Origin of the sequence: Holdemania sp. 1001095H_141210_F2 (genome assembly GCF_015558105.1) — a bacterium.
GTDB lineage: Bacteria > Bacillota_I > Bacilli_A > Erysipelotrichales > Erysipelotrichaceae > Holdemania.
Genome location: NZ_JADNPO010000005.1, coordinates 1 through 17,857, shown reverse-complemented (window position 1 = coordinate 17,857; position 17,857 = coordinate 1). Strand labels below are relative to the sequence as shown.

The following is a 17,857-nucleotide window of genomic DNA, read 5'->3' as shown; positions in this document are numbered from 1 at the left end:
AGATCAAAATGTTCCGAGGTCGATCGAAAGAGATCAATGTGAATACTCTATAATGAAACGATCGCAAAGTGAGGGAGACTTCCTTGAATAATTAAGGTTGGAAACAAGAGAAATTGAAGGAGAGTAAAATAGAAGGTACAATACTGAAAATTAATAAAATATAAGTATAATGAGTAAATCGAAACCGCCATTTCCTCTGTGAATGTGAATTTACAAGGAGACACTTCGCTGTTAGAGTTGCTGGATGCGTTAGATCGAGATCCCACGATTGAAGAATTAGGCGAAATTTCATTTTTCATCAAGATCCGGCAGCCCGATTCAACTGAACAATCATCGGGCAGGCCTCAATTTCCACGGATTGTTCTCTGCCTTGATAACGCAAACGACAGGGAATCTGTAATCGAAATGCTGCATTCTTATTTTCCCAACTGGCTCCTCGTTTACGAATAATTTTGTTTCGCCTTGTGCAAAAGCAGTCTGTATTTGACAGAAAGTGAAGGAAGACTGAACACATTGAGAATCGTAATTTTGGCTTTTATTCCATTGATATAATAAAAGACTGTATTCCCAGAGAAGCTTATTTCCAGTCAAAGCAACTCCATATAAGGGAAACCAGTCTTTTATTTTTAACGTTTCCGGCAAGTGTCGATCAACAGGTCATACAACGCTGCCGGCGCCATCGCCGGCACCTTGATCATCCGCGATGGAGACAATTTCAGCCAACGCTCACAAACCCATTGCAGCGGCCGCCAGCTTTTTGACAAGGGCGCGGCACATCGGTAATAGAGGAAAAACCGGACTTCCTGTCCATCCCAGACTAACGGCCGGTCATTGACCCAGAAATAAAGCTCGCTCTTTTCCAGGTGCGCCGTTTCGCCGCCGAGGAACATGATCTGATTGACGATGGGAACACAGGTGATCGCAGAAGCGGAAAGAGACCGCCGTGCTGAAATCACGGGAATCGCATCGAACAACCGGGGCAGGTCTTTTTTCTGCCGCAAGCGGATCGAATTGGAAACGATGGTAAAATTGCGGCCCAGCCAGTCCCGCAGCGGCGTATACGGATCAAAGCCGCTGTCGATGATCTTCTTGCGCGAACGCGGCGGTTTGAAGTAAAATACATTTTCCGGCGGAATTCCCGGCAGATCGGGAATATCCGTCCAGATCAAATCAGAAGCCTCGCGCCGGAGCTGAAACAGCGCGGTAAATTCAACCGGCTTGAACGTAAACAGCGCGGAAGTCCCGGTTAAAATCGGGAAAAGCTGTTGGATCGTTTCCAACCATTTCCCAGCCGCGCCAATTCCCTGCCGGGAAATGATCCAGACGGTGAACACGGATTCCGTACTTAAAGGCTTTAAATAAGGAAACAAACATTTCGCCGCCTGCTGCTTAAAATCATGAGACAGGGGGACGCGCATGCAATCCTCAACACAGCGGGTCAGCTCCAGCGCCAGATTCTCACTGAGGGGATCGCTGAGCAGATCATCGCTCGTTAACGGAAAAGGCGGCATGGCGAACGCCCGGCGGATATCCAACTGCGTCAACCAGCTGGATACACGCTGACGGAAGTCTGGATCCGCTGTAAAATCAAATGGATAACGCCGTGCGAACCGATCCAGAACCGGCGAGGCGATCGAAGTGGAAACTGCCGCCGCTTCCGGAATGGAAATATTCAATCCCCGCAGTGCGGAAGTCAGCACTTCCAAAAAACGCCGGTTTTCTCTGGAATCCAGGAATTCGTTCCCATCCAGATGCTGAAATAAGACCTCAACAAACAATGCCGACTGCTTATCGCGAGGCGTCTGCCATTGTTCGTCAGTCAAGGTCAGCCGCAGCTTCGGATCACGCCGGCAGCGGCAGAGAACCAGACCTGCGATCAAAGCCTGACAATCCGAATAGGATAATGTCAGCTGCGGAACGGACTTCAGACATTCCTGAATGATGGGCCACAAGGTCAGAACAGTCTTCCGCTCCTGCCGGAAATCATCGGGCAGCGGATGGAAGCGATCCAATCCCGCTTCCGGCTGGCTTGCCAGCAATAACGACTGCCAGATCAGACAGTACCGCTTTTTCAGTTCATTCCCCTCCACGACAAAGCCCACGGCTTCCGGATGCAGCGTCAGTTCAAAGGTGGCCAGCTGCTCCTGAGCCACCGCCGCAATCGCGGGCAGCTGATTTTCAGGGATCGCAAATTCCTGACAGAGCTCGGACCAGGATAACGGTTGGGCAGAGGCCAGAATTCGGCATAACAGGATCGCAGCCAAAATCCGGAAGTCGTTGCGTTCATCCCAATGATATTGTTTCGCCAGCTCATTGAAAAAAGCTTCCACCTGCTGCGGTTGGGTAACGATCAGCCGGTAACCCTGTCCCCGCCGGCCCGCAATCTGACACCCCGTCTGAGCATTCAGACAAACGCTTAAGCGGCCCAGTTCACGCCGGGCAGTGTCGGCAGACAAACCGCAAAGATCAGCCAGTTTCTCGCAGCTGATCGGTTTTTTATGTGTTTTTAAATAACGAAGAAGTTTTGCTTCGCGTTCTGTGATTTCCATACTCTTTCATCTTTGTCCTTTATTCTTTATTATAAAAAAGAAACGAAAGAAGGGCAACCTGCCAAAAAGAAACGAAGAAGCACAACCCGTCAAACCTTGAAGCAAATACAGGGATAGGGCGGACAGCGGCTTTTTCAGCAATTTCTCTGATCGTGGATTTTCCAATTTCAAGCGAGTGTGATGAAAAGTGATTTCAGCTTCATTGCGATTCGCATGGGAAATCGCTTTATGTTACCGTTTTTGCCGGCTTTCTGCAGGGAGGTGAAAATAAGTAGAAAAGAAGACTTGACAACCCGAGCCTACAACTGTAGACTTTGGGTAGAAACAGAGAGAAAAGGAGGATTTGGATATGCGATTGACATCCGCTGAATTTCGCTTTATGGATCTGTTGTGGGAAAGGGAGCCGGTTTCATCGGGAGAGCTGGTCGCGGTGTGCGATCAGAAATTCGGCTGGAAGAAATCGACGACCTACACCTTCATCAAACGGCTGCAGGAAAAAGGCGTAATCGCCAATGAAAAGTCGATTGTCCGAGCACTTTACAAACGTGACGAATGTGAACGTGAGGAAAGCGGCGAAGTCGTCGATCAGGTTTTCAAAGGCTCGCTGCCGCAGTTTGTCACCGCTTTTCTGCAGGACCGGAAGCTGTCTGAAAAAGAAATCGACGAATTGAAAGATTTGCTGGACCGTCAGAAGAAGAAATAATGAATACGCTGACGACTCTTTTTCAGACGATCTTAAACATGAGCCTGGCCGCCAGTATCGTCGCTGCCGCGGTCATGGTTGTGCGGCTGCCGTTAAAGAAAGCGCCGAAAATTTTCTCCTACGCCCTGTGGGCGTTCGTTTTCATCCGATTGGTGCTGCCGTTTTCGTTTACCAGCCAACTCAGCGTGCTGAGCGTGGCGAATCCGGCCGTTTCCGAGCGGGGCGGAGTGCTGTTTGTCGTGCCTTCCGCCAGTCAACCGGTATCGGCCGTGCCGCGGCCGGTGATCAAAACCGGCGATCCGGCGGTCAATCTGCCTCAAACAGAGCTTAATGCTGACGCCGGTATTTCCGACAGTCACAAGCCGACACTGTCCCAACCAACTTTGCCGCAGTCCGGCGCCGAAGCTTCAGCACCTTCTTCGACAGCGACGATTTCGCCGCTTTTGCAGGCGGCCAGCGTGATCTGGGTGATCGGGATGATCGGCTATGCCGGTTTGCTGATCGCCAACAGTCTGGCGCTGCGTCATCGGCTGCGCTTTGCGATGCGCAGCCGGCAGAACATTTATGAATGTGAAGCGATCACTTCGCCGTTTATCTATGGTCTGGTCCATCCGAAAATCTATCTGCCGATGGATCTGGATTCCCGCCAGCGTAAATATGTGCTGACGCATGAACGTGTGCATCTGCGGCGGCATGATTATGTGTTTAAAATGATCGGGTCGCTGGCGCTGATGTTCCACTGGTTCAATCCAATTTTGTGGTATGCTTACATCCTCATGAGCAAGGATATGGAAATGGCTTGCGACGAAGCGGTATTGGGCCAGTTGGGAAGCGGCGGCCGGGTGAATTACGGTATGACGTTATTGCAGTTTGCCTCCAGGCCGACGATCACCGCGCTGTCGTTCAGCGAAAGCAATACGAAGCTCAGGATCAAGAATATTCTGAATTATAAGAAACCAACGTTCTGGGTGCTGGCGGCCGGGATCGCGGCGTGCCTGCTCTTAGCGGTGCCGTTATTGAGCAATCCGGCTTTCGGCAAGGATCAGCGCCGGATTAACGAGCTGCTGAAGGAAGCGGAAGCGGCGCAGATCGAAAGCGTGAGTATGACGGTCAATCTGAACGAACCGTATAACCAGTATCAATGGTCGATCATTCCGATGATGGATCAGGATCAGGTGATCGTGCTGGGCGAACAGAATTTGGAGCGGAAGGTGGCGGTCGCTTATGACTTTAAAACCGGGGAAGTTGAAGCCGCCGATCTGAAAACTTCGGTCTGGGGCGCGGAGCAGTGCGCGGGCTTAGGCGATCTGTTTTATCATTTGTATGTGGATGATTTTGTCATTCCGGAAGCGCTGAACAATGTCAATCTGGCGTTGGGCGATCATCTGACGTCCATCAGCTACTGCACGGTGTTCGAGCCGTTGGGCCCGATTTCACTGAGCTATGGATCGAATTCCGATCAGCTGATAGCGCAGTTCACGAAAATGAACGAGCCGGGTTCCGGCCAGCTTGTTTACGATAAGAACTCGGGCCGGTATTTGATTAACAGCGCGGCGGAACAGCTGGCATTGCCGGAATCGTTCTGGGATGAGTTTGTCGATCGCATTCTGCTTTATGATCAGCAGGAGATCGTCCAGAATTCCACGTGTGCGGTGTTGGAAGACGGACGGTTCAGCTGTCCGGAAAGCTTCGGGGTGCTGCCGCTGGGTGCGCAGCAGGTAGCGCCGTTAGTGGCCTGGAATGAAACCCATGAGCTCAGCGAGGATTACGGCGTGATCGGCTGGGATCTGATCGACGATCAGACCGAAGACCGCACGCGGATTCCGGTTCTGGCCATGGCTGAAGGCACGATCCGTGAGATCGGCGAGGATGAACAGGGCCGTCGCTACCTCGTGGTCGATCATCCGAGCTTGGGGATCAGTGCGTTCTACGGCGGTTTGAATGATAGAATATACCGCACGGAAGGCGAAGAAATCTATCATCCGGGTCAGCTGTTAGGCTATCTGTCGACGGACAACCTGCCGGAGGATCAGCGGCCGGCGCTGCATTTCGCGGTGATGTCCGGCGGTGAAACGCTGGGCGATCTGGTGCCTTATCTGCAATATGCGATGGCTTCGCCGGTGAAGATCAACGTTTTTGAAGTTCTGGATCTCACGTTTGAGATCAATGAGGAAAAGCTGGCGCTCATGGATGCGATTGTCGCTGAATCGAATGCCTATTCCGAATATGCCGGTCGGCGCGCTGTCATTGAGCGGACGTATGCTCAACAGAAAGGGATTTCGCTGACAGCGCAGGCCAACGATTTTCCGACGCTGAATATTTCGCAGGAGGTCGGAACGAACAAGCTGTATATTGACCGCGGCTACCGGCTGAATGAAACAGTGCGCAATGTGATTCCGGGTGCGGATGGAAACTTTTTGATCAACGTGAATCTGGACCGCAGTCCGACGATGGGCAACAATACGACGTATGAATGCAATGCGTATTTTCCAGAACTTCAAGTGTGGCTGAACACAACCTATAATCCGAGTACCGGGCAGTATTTAGCCACCGATCTCAACATGGAAGACGAAGCGCTGATGGAAGCGACATACGCGGTGTTCGACGAACTCAACGGCAGAATTCTCAGGACCGATGAGCGGGCGCTGGATCTGGCTTTGCAGCTGATCCAGGTGATGACCGACGAACAGCCGGCAGAATATAATCTGGAGCCGATGGCTTCCCTGTTTGAATAACTTTAATCACAACCGAGTTTCTGACATCCCGCAAAAAAACAGCTTTTCCATCGAGTTGTGAAAAGACCGGCTTGATGACAGAGGAAGAAATACTGACTTCGTTGTCCATGAAAATAAGAGCTTTAAAGAAGCTGGCTGCACAAAGTGAAATCATACTTTGATCGGCCGGCTTTTTTTTGCGCAGATTAACGCCGGTGAATCTGAGCGATTACCGGGGAATTCCCTTCATTACAGCCTGGCCCAAACCTCAGCGTAAAAATACGGCGGCCAAAGAAATCAAGGAAGTATAAATAAAGCTTATATATAATGAATTATAGCTTATGGATTAGAAATGATTATTGGACAAATTTTAAAATCAGCGGTACCATTTTTCATGTGGAAGCGCTATCAAGCGTAAAACAAGGAGAAAGAAAAATGAAACTGAAGAAACTCTCTGCACTTCTGGCAGCTGGTTTGCTCTGTTTGACGGCAGTCACCGGTTGCTCGCAAACCCCGGCCGCTCCGGAACAGGAAGCGACGCCAACGTCAGGTTCCGATGTCACAACAATGCGCGTTGCGACGTGGAACATCGACTCCAAGGCTCATCCGGACATCAAGGAAATGTCCAACATCATCCATGAACGCGGCATTGAAATCATGGGTTTCCAGGAAATTGATATCCTGAACACCCGCAACGACTACGACATGGCTCAGGACTTTGTCAACGACAATTATCCCTACGTCCACTTCGCCAAGGGACGTGACTTCGCTGACGGCTATTTCGGCGTCGGTACGACTTCTTCTTTAGAATTCCAGGAAATCAGCTCAGTTCCAATCGAGAGCACGGGCAGTAAAGCCACCAAGACGCTGGAACGCGTCGTCGTAGAAAAAGAAGGCAAGCAGATTGCGTTCTATGTCACGCACACCAGCTGGGAAAACAACGATCTGCGCCGCCGTCAGTTTACGGAAATCATTGAACGATTGGCTGCGGATCCGATTCCATACAAGATCCTGGTCGCGGACTTCAACGCTGACCAGAGCCTGTATGAATACGACATCTTCAAAGACAATTATAATATTTCCAACGGTAAGGACGGCGTCTGGTTTGATTCGTTCAACGGCACTGACGATTCAATGAAGGTCATGACCGTTGACAACATCATCACAACGAAAAACATCAACATTACGCACGTCGAAACTTATCACTCTGATATGGCTGACCATGAACTGATGTTTGCGGATATCGAGCTGCTGGACGAAGCGGCGCCGATGATCGAACATGACCGCGCGCTGGGGCAGGATGTCACGGCGACCAGCACAGCCGACGATTCCCATCCGTACAACATGGTTGACTGCGATGAAAAGACAGTCTGGCAGTCCGGCGAGGGCGAACAGGAAGTCGTCCTGACGCTGGATCGTCCGTATACCGCGAAGAAACTGGGCGTCCAATGGGGCGAAAAAGCACCGGAAAGCTTCCATGTTGAAACTTCGATCAACGGCACGGATTACATTGCGGTTGCCGATGGTACAAAAGACACGACAGAAATCGCTTTGAACGGCGAAGTCAAATATGTCAAGCTTGTTCTGGACGCGGTTGAAGGCGGAAGCCAGATCGCAACGTTAAGCTTCTATGGCGACTGGATCACACCGACGGCCGGCAGCGATGCAAGTCTGCTGGTTAACGGCGATATGGAAAGCGAAGAAGGCTGGACCTTAACCAATGCGACGGAAGAAGGCAATGCGGAATACGCGCTGGCTTACGAAGAAGTGGAAGCAGGGAATAAAGCGGCGAAGATCACGAAGACCGGTGCGGATGCCGGCGACGCTTCGATCGAACAGACTGTTGAAGTACAGCCGAACGAACGTTACCAGTTAAGCTTCATGCACAAGACCGATACGCTGCATTCCGGCAACTTCTGTTACGAAATCAACCAGATGGATGCGGAAGGCAACACGATTTCCACACATCTGGCGAAGCTGACGGACAACCTGAACATGAGCGCAGATTTCCGGAAATTTGATTACAACGTCATCACCGCGGCCAATGCGGCCAGCGTGAAGATTGCGCTGCATGTCGTGGGTGAAGGCGAAGGCAGCCTGTGGCTGGATAACGTCACATTCAAGGAAGTTGTTCCGACGGAATGTGTCTATGTCCAAGCTGATAAAACAGCGCTGAAAGTCGGCGAAACCGCAACTCTGAGTGCGGATGTTCTGCCGAAGAGCGCCAATGATATCCACATGAACTGGGTATCGTTAGACGAAAGCATCGCCACGGTTGATGAGAATGGCAAGGTCACTGCGAATGCGGCGGGCAAGGTCTTAGTCGGTCTGCTGAGCGACAGCGATCTGTTAGCGGAAAGCTACGTTCTGATCACCGTCGAATAATCAAAATAAGATTGAAGAAATGGCGTCCCGAAGGGGCGTCTTTTTTTGCGCAGAGAGGGTTAGCTCTGGGCAGGGCAGAGAATCTGAGAGCTTTTAAATACAGGATGAAGGGATAAGGCGAAAGACTTTGAATCCCAGACTGAATTGCGTTGGCAACTTATCCGGCCGCAAGAATAAGCTGGAGTAGTGGTTTGTTCAATTCCGGCGTCTTTGTACGAATCGTGCCGGAATTATGCTATGATGATAGAAAAGAAATGAGGGATGTGCGATGTTGACACTTCGATTACCGGATCAATCTGAAATTCAGGTTCAGCCGGGGTTGACGATCGCCCAGCTGGCAGCGAAGCAGGATGATCCGCTTATGCTGGCAGGCGGAATCTTAAACGGGAAGGTTCATGATTTGAACTATCGTTTGAATAAAAGCGGGGCGTTTGAATGGATTCGCCGGGATAGTCTGATCGGTCAGATGATGACGGAACGCACGCTGAGCTTTTTATTGATCACGGCGGTGCGGCTGTGCTTCAACGGCACGGATGTTTTAATCGAGCATTCACTGGCGGGCGGCTTATATGGCACGCTGATTCGGGAAAAACCGGTCACATCGCAGGAATTGGAACAGATCAAGACGAAAATGCAGGAAATGATCGACAAACGGGAGCCCATTTACCGGCGTGTTGTTTCCAAGGCGGAGGCTGTGGCGCACTTTGAAGCGCTTGGGATGCACGATAAAGCCAGTCTGTTAAGACAGCGGACAGCGGCGAAATGCAGCGTTTATACCTGCGCGGGAGTTGACGATTATTTTTATGGCGTGATGCTGCCGGATGCTTCGTGGATCACCCAATTTACATTGCAGAAGGTCCATCAGGGGTTCTGGCTGAGCACGGAAAAAGAATTTGTTGATCAGCCGAAGTTGTTTGAAGTTTACCGTCAGTTTGAACAGCGGGGCCGGGAAACGGGAATTTCGATGATCTCTCAGCTGAATGAAAAAATCCGCGAGGGATGTCTGCCGCAGATTATTGCAGACAATGAAAGCCGGGTGGCGCGGGATCTGGACCGTCTGGCGGATCAAATCACAGCTTGCCCTGAGTTGAAAATCGTGTTGATTGCCGGCCCCAGCTCCGCCGGGAAAACGACGTTTTCCCGCCGCCTGGCTCTGGCGCTGCGTCAGCGCGGAAGGGATCCGATCGCAATCTCGATGGACGATTTTTTCCTTAACCGCGAAGACAGTCCGCGGCTGCCGGATGGAACGCACGATTATGAGAATATCGAATGTCTGGATCTGAAACTGTTTAACGCGTCGATGGAAGCGCTAATTGGCGGTTTGCCGGTCGTGCTGCCGACGTATGATTTCAAGCTGGGCGAGAAACGGTTTGTCCGTGATCCGCTGACGCTGAAGCCGGCTCAGATTCTGATTCTGGAGGGGCTGCATGCGCTCAATCCGCGCAGCTCGGAAAACATTGCGGAAAGCGCGAAGTTTCGCGTGTATATCAACGCCCTGACGCATCTGAATCTGGATCGGCATAATCGGATTACAACGACGGATTATCGTTTAATCCGACGGATGACGCGGGATTATCAGTTCCGCGGGCGCAGCGTACAGAGTACGCTGGACGGTTGGGAACAGGTGAAGGCTGGAGAGGATCGGTATATTTATCCGTATCAGGAACAGGCAGAGTGCTTGTTCAACACGTCGATGGATTATGAGCTGCCGATTTTGAAAACAATTCTGGCGCCGTTATTGGATCAGGTGCCTGTGGACGCGCCGGAGTATATTGAGGCTAACCGGATCCGCCGGCTGCTTGCGTATTTCGATGGCGGCGATCCGGCACTTGTGCCGCATGATTCCATTTTGGCGGAGTTCATCGGCGGCAGTGTGTTTGAGGAATAATTCGGGAAACTTCTGGTCGAGCGGTTCCTGCTTCCGGTTGATTGCCGGATGGGTCATCCGGGGTTATGATGGAAATCAGAAGCGAGGAGGAAGCTTATGAAACAATCTGGAAAAACGATGGGCATGATCATCGCCCGGCTGCGCAAGGCGCAGGGAATGACGCATGCCGAGTTGGCGGAAAAGATGCAGGTGACGGATAAAGCGGTGTCGAAATGGGAACGGGATTTATCCTGCCCGGATATTCAATCGCTGCCGCGGCTGGCGGAAATTCTCGGGGTCTCTGTGGAGGAATTAATGCAGGGCGAAACCCGTCCCGCGTCGTTAGTGAAGCGAATCAACGAGATCGTAGATCTGGTGCTGAAGGCGCTGGTCGTCGCGATGGGCATCGCGCTGATCGTGTGTTCTGTTTTAAAGACGCTGAAACCCACGAGTGGGTTCCAGCTGGCAGATCTGGGGCTGGCCAGCGCAGGAATTCTGTTTCTGCGGCAGGGGAAGGAGACAATTTAGGTCAGGTTTTCTTTCTGCGTTTGAGAATCAGCGTACAACAAGCGGATGTTTCAATAAAATACACGATGCTTTATAAACGCAAGGCAAATAAAAAGATGGGGTTCCATCTTTTTATTTGATATTTCCTCAGAAGAAATCTTTGAATGTCATTACTGACCGCGTGAAATTATTTTATTTATACAGCGGACCATAAGCCGCGCAGGCACGGTAATCGGCGCTCTCCAGATCCTTCGTGCCGAAGGCCGCCCAGCTGTGCGGCCGGAACAGATCGTTGTCGCTCAGGTTGTGCATCGAAACCGGGATTCGCAGCATGCTTGCCAGCGTGATCAGATCCTTGCCGATATGGCCATAAGTGAAGGTGCCATGGTTGGCGCCCCAGTTGGCCATGACGGAATAGACATCCTTAAACGCTGAATTGGCTTCGTCTAAACGCGGAACAAACCAGGTCGTCGGCCAGGTCGGATCGGTGCGCTGATCGAGAATTTTGTGCATTTCATCATCCAGAACGACCGTCCAGCCTTCGGCGATCTGCATGACCGGGCCGATGCCCTGAACCAGATTCATCCGAACCATCGTAACCGGCATTTCTGCGTGGGTGCGGAAATGGGAGGAGAAGCCGCCGCCGCGGAAGTAGCCGAGATCCGCCGGACACCAGTCGGTCGCCTTCAGACAGGCGTCGATGTCCGCGTCGGTCATTTCCCACCAGGTTTTCATGACGCCCTGGCCGTTTTCATCCTTGGCGCAGCCGGTGGCGTCCAGCGCCGCCGCACCGGAGTTGATCAGATGGATGAAGCCGTTGGCCGCCCGGCCTTCCGGTTTGCGTCCGACGACGCGCTCGACTGCTTCCGGACTCCAATAGGTGCGCACGTCCGCAAAGATGGAAGCACGATGGTTCAGCAGCTTTTCAAATAACATCGCGACGCCGTTGAGCGTATCGTTTTCCGTCGCCAGCACCAGCGGTTCTTTTTTGCCGTTCCAGTTGAACGAGGAGTTAGTGATCGCCTCGGCGAAGTCGCCGTTAGGCATGTAGTCGGTCCACATCCGCTGACCCTGGAAGCCACCCGCGATCGCATTGCGGCCGATCGCTTCCTCATGCCGGCCGATCGCATTCAGCTTGTCGTTGCCCAGCATGATGTCGCGGATGATCATCGTCATCTTCGTGACGAACTGCCACTGCTTTTCCTTATCCTCGGCGCTGTACGGCTTGGCGTTCTTGTCGAAGCCTTCCGGACAGTTGGCCTTAACCCAGGCGTAAGCCCGTTCGTATTCTTCATGATCGTAGATTTCCAGATTGACGCGGCGGATGATTTCCGACATGTCCACCCATTCGGCGCGGATGCCTAAATACTTCTGGAAGAAATCCGGGTCGCAGCAGCTGCCCATGATGCCCATCGCAATCGCGCCGATGTTGACATAAGCTTTGTTGCGCATTTCGCCGACCGCAATGGCGCAGCGGGCGAAGCGCAGGATCTTTTCCTGAACGTCGGCCGGAATTGAGCGGTCGTCGGCGTCCTGAACGTCATGACCATAAATGGAGAAGGCCGGCAGCCCCTTCTGGGCATGGGCTGCCATGACGGCTGCCAGATACACCGCGCCCGGACGTTCGGTGCCGTTGAAGCCCCAGACGGCCTTGACGGTCGTCGGATCAAGATCCATCGTTTCTGAACCATAGCACCAGCACGGCGTGACCGATAAGGTGCCGCAGACATTTTCACGGCCGAACTTATCTGCGCACAGCGCCGCTTCCCGGCCGCCGCCGATCGTTGAATCAGCGATTACGACCTGCACCGGCGTACCGTCGGAATAGGTCAGGTTGGCTTCAATCAACGCCTTGGCGGCTTTCGCCATGCCCATCGTCTGTTCTTCAAGACCTTCGCGGATGCCGCCCCAGCGGCCGTCGATGGTCGGACGGATTCCAATCTTGCATTTACTTAATTCCATCTCTGTTCTCCTTTTTTGTTTTTTATTTTATATCTTCATGAAGAGGATCGGATCAGGCCACTTCGTTCACCGCGGCCTGAGCTTTGAATTGTTTCAGCCGGGTGATCTGGGAAGTCATGGAAGCTTGTGGAACGGCCGTCATGATTTTCTCGCTGTGCTGGATCAGATCGGTGATCTGGGCATGATCCGCGACCAGCCCTTCCGCGATCAGCTGCACGGCGATGTTGCCCAGCGCCGTGGCCTCGACGGGTCCGGCAATCACGCGTTTTCCGGTGGCGTCGGCGATCTTCTGGCGCAGCGTTGCGGACTGACAGCCGCCTCCCACCATATATAAGGTATCGGAAGGCTGCCCCGTCAGGGCTTCCAGCTCGTCGAACGCCAGCTTCATCTGTGCGGCCAGGCTCTGGTAAACGCACCAGAACAGCTCGCCATGCGTCTGCGGCAGCGGCTGACCGGTCGCTTTCAGATAATCGTGAATTCGCCTGATCGTCTGGCCGAATTCGCGGAAGGTCGGCGCCTGCGTGTCGATCAGGCCGTCGTAGCTCTGGGCTTTGTCCATCATCGCTTCAATTTCATCGTAGGTCAGCGCCGTTCCCTGACGCTGCAGCTCGGCCTTGCATTGCTGGATGATCCACAGCCCGGTCAGGTTGCGCACCAGCCGGGTTTTGCCGCCGGGACTGCCTTCGTTGGAAACACCCAGCTGGGCGCTGGCTTCGGTAATCACCGGCTGATCGAGAATCTGACCCGTGATCGCCCAGGTCCCGCAGCTTAAGAATATCGGATGGTTTTCCTCCGTCGGCAGCGCGTAGATCGCACTGGCCGTGTCATGCGCTCCGCACAGCAGCACGTCGATCTCCCCGCAGCCGCACTCCGCGGCAATTTCCGGTTTTAACGTTCCCAATATCTCGCCCGGATAGCGCAGCGGCGCAAATAAATCCGGCTGCAGTCCTAACCGCTCAAGCAGTTCTGTATGAATACCGGTACGCTCCGGATTGAGACATTGCGAGGTCGAGGCAATCGTGAACTCGCACGCCTGCTTTCCCGTCAGAAAATAGCCGATCAGATCTGGCATGAACAACAGCTGATGCGCCCGCTCCAGCACTTCCGGCCGCTGGTTTTTCAAGGCTGCCAGCTGCATCAGCGTGTTGATTTCATCCGGCGTGTTGCCAGTCTGGGCAAACAGCTCCTGCATCGAAATAGTTTCACTCAGCGTCTTCAGAATCCCGCGGGTCCGCTCGTCCCGATAGCAGATCGGATTTTCGATCAGCCTGCCGCTTTCGTCCAGCAAGCCGAAATCCACGCCCCAGGTGTCGATTGCCAGCGATTTCACCGTGTAGCGCTGCGCGGCAAGCGCAATGCCTTTTTTGATTTGATTGAATAAGTTTAAGACGTCCCAATACAACGAACCACAGCAGGCCACCGGCTCGTTGGCAAAACGGTGGATCTCATGACAGCGAAGCGTCTTTCCATCGGTCTGCGCGGCGATCACGCGGCCACTGCTGGCGCCTAAGTCAATCGCAAGTACGCACGGTTCCATCGCTATTTCCCGGAATATTTCTTATAGCCCGGATGCTTGCCGGTGACGTGATACGTCGTGTCGCGCATGGTGATCAGCCGATCAATGTTTTCCCGCGAAATGTCCTTCACTCCGCCTAACAGCCTCGCGTTCAGCATGATCTTGGCCGTCAGTTCCAGCGTTTCCATGCGGTAATACGCGGTGATCAGATCACAGCCGACGGTCAGTGCCCCGTGGTTTTCCAATAAGATGACGTCGTGCTCCTTCAAAAACGGCGCGATGCCTTCCGGAACTTCGTCGGTCGACGGGGTGCCGTACGGCGCGATCGGAACCGAGCCGATCGCAATGACCGATTCGATCATCGCGTAATCGTCCATCGGTACGTGCGCGCAGGCAAACCCGGTCGCGGTGGCCGGATGCGCGTGAACGACCGCGCCGACATCCTCGCGCTCTTTGTAGCAGCGCAGGTGCATCTTAATTTCGCTGCTTGGCCGATAACCCTCCAGCGCTTCCAGCACCTCGCCTTGGCCATTGATTTTGATCAGCTTTTCCGGCGTGATAAAGCTTTTTGAGATGCCGGTCGGCGTCGCTAAATAAAGGTCCTCGCCGATCTTGACGGACACGTTGCCGTCGTTGGCCGCAACCCAGCCCTGCTGCCACATTTTGTGACAAACGTCGCAGATCTGTTCGCGGATTTCCTGTTCATTCATGATGTTTCATCCTCCCTATACGATAATTGTGGCATAATCTTCCAGCGCATGCAAGCGTTGAATGAAACCGCTGCCACCGTAAAAAAGACAGGCTGAAACTCAAGTTGGAAAAAACGTCGTAATGAAGCGTTTCTATGAAATCATCGTGAAGAATGTTCGAAAGAACGATCTTTGAACTTTCCGTGAAAACGTTGAAAAATGATGAATTTCATCACTCCTTTCAGCGACGCGGGAAAGGAAAAAAACAAACATATTGTATTCCGCGAAAGTGATATTTTACTGAGTGATAAGATAAGCAAAAGATCAAAGAAAGTTCTTCCTATCCGAAAATGATCGTTTGCCTGCCTTTTAAATCAAAGGTCCGCTGAAAGAATCATTGCGGCGACTTCAATTTCATCAAATACAGCTGGCGGCAAATCATAAAATAGAGAGCATGAAAAAGACGAACATTCTCAGTTCGTCCTCACTTTCGATCAGTCTTTCAATCCAACGTCGGAAGTCTTTGCTTCTTTCAGCCACCGCCGGTAAGTCAGATCAATCCCCAGCGCGCCGAGCGGCGCGGTGATCAGGATTGCCATCACCGCCGCGCTTAAGACCAGTTCGCCGCAGGCCAGTCCCAGACTCAGCGGAACCGCACCGATCGCAGCTTGAACCGTCGCTTTCGGGCAATATGCGATCATGCAGAAAAGCCGTTCCTTCCGATTCAGCGGTGTTTTGATCAGACATAACGCTACCGCCGTCATTCTGAAGAACAACGCCGTGAAAATCAAAAGAATCAGCGATCCCCCGGCCTTGAACAGATACGCCGGATTCACGACCGCGCCGACCAGAACGAATAACATCATTTCCGCTCCGACCCATAAGCGGGAAAATTTCTGCGACAGACGTTCGGCTAAAATGGTATAACGGCTGTAAATCGCAATTCCCATTGCCATTACCGCTAACAGACCGGAAAACGGCAGCATCGTTTTCAGCCGGGTTTCCGTTTCCAGCAACAGAAACGCCACGCTCATCAGAATTAAAACCTTCAGGGAATCGCGCAGATGAATCTTCCGGAAAAACCAGCACAACATTAGCCCTGTCAGGGCGCCGGTCAAAATCCCAACCGTAATTGAAACTGGAATTTGAAACAGCGCCGCGGCGGAAAGCGGACCGCCTTGAGCTAAGGCGAGGAAGCTGGAAAACAACACGATGACAAACACGTCGTCGGCCGAGGCGCCGGCCATGATCATCTGCGGAATGGATTGTTCAGTTCCGCGTTTTTCCTCCATCAGCTTCAACATCCGCGGTACGATGACCGCCGGGGAAACCGCTGCGATCACCGCGCCCATGACCGCGCTTTCCACTACGGATAATCCCAAAAGCTTCGGCCCCAATACAACATAAGCAAGAATTTCCAGAGCGGCTGGTACAAAGCAAAGCAGAACCGCCGGCCGGCCGACCCGTTTTAAATCGTTCAGATCCAGCGCCAGTCCGGCCCGCAGCAGAATTAACACCAGCGCCAGCTGCCGCAGCTCCGCCGCAATCCCCATCAAGCTGTCAGAGTACCAGTTTAAGCCATACGGCCCTAATAAAATCCCGGTTAAAATCATTCCGAGTAACCCCGGCAGCCGCAGCCGTTCCAATATCTGACTGAACAGAATTCCTACTAAAAATAAGCATGCGAGACTGGTCAACATTTTTTTCTCCTCCTATGATTTCTCCTGCTTTCTACCGATAATCCACAAAAAAAGCTGATGACCTATGCGAAAAACACACAGAAGTCATCAGCTGATACAGCGGTTTAGGCACATTGCCTGGGGAGACATCATTCCCTGTTCTTTATTTAAACGGATTTTGGACACATTGTCAAGATTGTAAAAAATCCTTCAGTTGTGGCGAAAAGCCGCAGCGTGTATAATGAGGTACAGGCGAAAGCCTGCTTTTGGGATAAAATCAGTTAAAAACGATTGAAAACCCGGTGAACGGCGTAGAATAATCACGAAACAGGAGGGGATATTATGATCGAAACTCCGGCTCAGGCAGTGATCTTATTTTTTATTTACAGTTTTTTAGGGTGGGTTTGCGAGTGTCTCTATTGTTCCATCGGTCAGCGCAAATGGATTAACCGCGGTTTTTTAGCGGGACCTTACTGCCCGATTTACGGCTTTGGCGGCGTTTTTGTTTTAACGCTGCTGGAGCCGGTTGCGGATTCGTACGGGATGGTATTCCTCTGGGGCGTCGTGATAACCAGCACGCTGGAATATCTGACCAGTTTTGTGATGGAGAAAATGTTTCATACCCGCTGGTGGGATTATTCCCGGTACCGTTTTAATCTCAACGGCCGGATCTGCCTGTTGAATTCGACGCTGTTTGGCTTGATGTGCCTGTTTGTGGTGTACGTCATTCACCCGCCGATCTATAACGCCGTCCAGCGGATTCCGCTGCCGCTGTTGTGGGCGGTCAATGCCGCGTTGTTGATCTATTTCTCCACCGATGTGTTCAAGACGGTGCATGCGCTGCTAAGGCGGAACAAGGAATTTGTCGAACTGGAAAAGTGTATGCAGGAGCTGCGTGAAGCGATGAAGAACGTCGATCAGGTCGGTGAAGACGTGCCGTTTTACGAGCGGATTCAGGCCGTGATGGATTCGACGGATGCGGATGAACAGCTCTCGGCGATCATTGACAAGATGGTCAGCCGAATCGATTTGATTCCCAAGCGGACTTTTAAAATTCGTTCACGTCTGAACAAGGCATTCCCGCATCAGGTCAACCGGGAATTTTCCAATGAATTCCGCGCCTGGGTGGATCAGACCCGCAACCGCACAAAGAAGGCGATCAACGATAAAAAAGAAGCGATCGCTGAAAAGATCGAAAACACGCTGGGCCGCTGATTGCGGCCCTGTTTTCATACGAAGTGGATACCACGTGCTATGCGCGTGGTGCCAGAGCTTAAAGTGTTAAA

11 protein-coding genes and 1 riboswitch are annotated in these 17,857 nt (G+C 52.3%); of the genes, 6 read left to right on the top strand and 5 right to left on the bottom strand.

Annotated features, from left to right (window positions below; translation table 11 throughout):
• Positions 1-626: 626 nt before the first annotated feature.
• Positions 627-2,549, bottom strand: coding sequence for an HTH domain-containing protein (locus I2G61_RS04625; RefSeq protein WP_195395663.1), 1,923 nt, complete (start codon positions 2,547-2,549; stop codon positions 627-629).
• Between the two features lie 349 nt (positions 2,550-2,898).
• Between I2G61_RS04625 and I2G61_RS04620 the strand changes: the two genes are divergently transcribed.
• The 5 genes from I2G61_RS04620 to I2G61_RS04600 all read left to right on the top strand — a co-directional run bounded on the left by I2G61_RS04620 (position 2,899) and on the right by I2G61_RS04600 (position 10,746).
• Positions 2,899-3,252, top strand: a complete 354-nt coding sequence (locus tag I2G61_RS04620; RefSeq protein ID WP_072683767.1) for a BlaI/MecI/CopY family transcriptional regulator — start codon at positions 2,899-2,901, stop codon at positions 3,250-3,252.
• On the top strand, positions 3,252-5,987 hold the full coding sequence (locus tag I2G61_RS04615) for a M56 family metallopeptidase (RefSeq protein WP_072683766.1): 2,736 nt from the start codon (positions 3,252-3,254) through the stop codon (positions 5,985-5,987). Before I2G61_RS04620 ends, I2G61_RS04615 begins: the two co-directional genes overlap by 1 nt.
• Before the next feature lie 414 nt (positions 5,988-6,401).
• The gene (locus I2G61_RS04610) at positions 6,402-8,351 is read left to right on the top strand and encodes an Ig-like domain-containing protein (RefSeq protein WP_195395661.1); all 1,950 of its coding nucleotides are present in this window, start codon (positions 6,402-6,404) and stop codon (positions 8,349-8,351) included.
• 268 nt (positions 8,352-8,619) lie between these two features.
• Complete coding sequence (locus tag I2G61_RS04605) at positions 8,620-10,239, top strand: nucleoside kinase (protein ID WP_072683764.1); 1,620 nt, start codon at positions 8,620-8,622, stop codon at positions 10,237-10,239.
• 96 nt (positions 10,240-10,335) lie between these two features.
• Positions 10,336-10,746, top strand: a complete 411-nt coding sequence (locus I2G61_RS04600) for a helix-turn-helix domain-containing protein (RefSeq protein ID WP_195548006.1) — start codon at positions 10,336-10,338, stop codon at positions 10,744-10,746.
• Positions 10,747-10,917: 171 nt separating this feature from the next.
• Here the strand turns inward: I2G61_RS04600 and I2G61_RS04595 are convergent, their stop codons facing one another.
• The 4 genes from I2G61_RS04595 to I2G61_RS04580 form a co-directional block, all read right to left on the bottom strand.
• Complete coding sequence (locus I2G61_RS04595) at positions 10,918-12,687, bottom strand: L-fucose isomerase (RefSeq protein ID WP_072683762.1); 1,770 nt, start codon at positions 12,685-12,687, stop codon at positions 10,918-10,920.
• Positions 12,688-12,739: 52 nt separating this feature from the next.
• Complete coding sequence (locus tag I2G61_RS04590; RefSeq protein ID WP_072683761.1) at positions 12,740-14,224, bottom strand: rhamnulokinase family protein; 1,485 nt, start codon at positions 14,222-14,224, stop codon at positions 12,740-12,742.
• A 2-nt stretch (positions 14,225-14,226) separates the two neighbouring features.
• On the bottom strand, positions 14,227-14,913 hold the full coding sequence (locus I2G61_RS04585; RefSeq protein WP_072683760.1) for a class II aldolase/adducin family protein: 687 nt from the start codon (positions 14,911-14,913) through the stop codon (positions 14,227-14,229).
• Between the two features lie 473 nt (positions 14,914-15,386).
• Positions 15,387-16,592, bottom strand: coding sequence for a sodium:proton antiporter (locus I2G61_RS04580; RefSeq protein ID WP_072683759.1), 1,206 nt, complete (start codon positions 16,590-16,592; stop codon positions 15,387-15,389).
• A 71-nt stretch (positions 16,593-16,663) separates the two neighbouring features.
• A riboswitch (Fluoride riboswitch) is annotated at positions 16,664-16,737 on the bottom strand.
• A 176-nt stretch (positions 16,738-16,913) separates the two neighbouring features.
• On the opposite strand from I2G61_RS04580, the gene I2G61_RS04575 reads away from it, so the two are divergent.
• The gene (locus tag I2G61_RS04575) at positions 16,914-17,786 is read left to right on the top strand and encodes a putative ABC transporter permease (protein WP_072683758.1); all 873 of its coding nucleotides are present in this window, start codon (positions 16,914-16,916) and stop codon (positions 17,784-17,786) included.
• Positions 17,787-17,857 lie beyond the last annotated feature (71 nt).

Bases quoted from the DNA above. Each gene is read 5' to 3' on its own strand.
- I2G61_RS04625 (WP_195395663.1), bottom strand. From the start codon at position 2,549: ATGGAAATCACAGAACGCGAAGCAAAACTTCTTCGTTATTTAAAAACA.
- I2G61_RS04620 (WP_072683767.1), top strand. From the start codon at position 2,899: ATGCGATTGACATCCGCTGAATTTCGCTTTATGGATCTGTTGTGGGAA.
- I2G61_RS04615 (WP_072683766.1), top strand. From the start codon at position 3,252: ATGAATACGCTGACGACTCTTTTTCAGACGATCTTAAACATGAGCCTG.
- I2G61_RS04610 (WP_195395661.1), top strand. From the start codon at position 6,402: ATGAAACTGAAGAAACTCTCTGCACTTCTGGCAGCTGGTTTGCTCTGT.
- I2G61_RS04605 (WP_072683764.1), top strand. From the start codon at position 8,620: ATGTTGACACTTCGATTACCGGATCAATCTGAAATTCAGGTTCAGCCG.
- I2G61_RS04600 (WP_195548006.1), top strand. From the start codon at position 10,336: ATGAAACAATCTGGAAAAACGATGGGCATGATCATCGCCCGGCTGCGC.
- I2G61_RS04595 (WP_072683762.1), bottom strand. From the start codon at position 12,687: ATGGAATTAAGTAAATGCAAGATTGGAATCCGTCCGACCATCGACGGC.
- I2G61_RS04590 (WP_072683761.1), bottom strand. From the start codon at position 14,224: ATGGAACCGTGCGTACTTGCGATTGACTTAGGCGCCAGCAGTGGCCGC.
- I2G61_RS04585 (WP_072683760.1), bottom strand. From the start codon at position 14,913: ATGAATGAACAGGAAATCCGCGAACAGATCTGCGACGTTTGTCACAAA.
- I2G61_RS04580 (WP_072683759.1), bottom strand. From the start codon at position 16,592: ATGTTGACCAGTCTCGCATGCTTATTTTTAGTAGGAATTCTGTTCAGT.
- I2G61_RS04575 (WP_072683758.1), top strand. From the start codon at position 16,914: ATGATCGAAACTCCGGCTCAGGCAGTGATCTTATTTTTTATTTACAGT.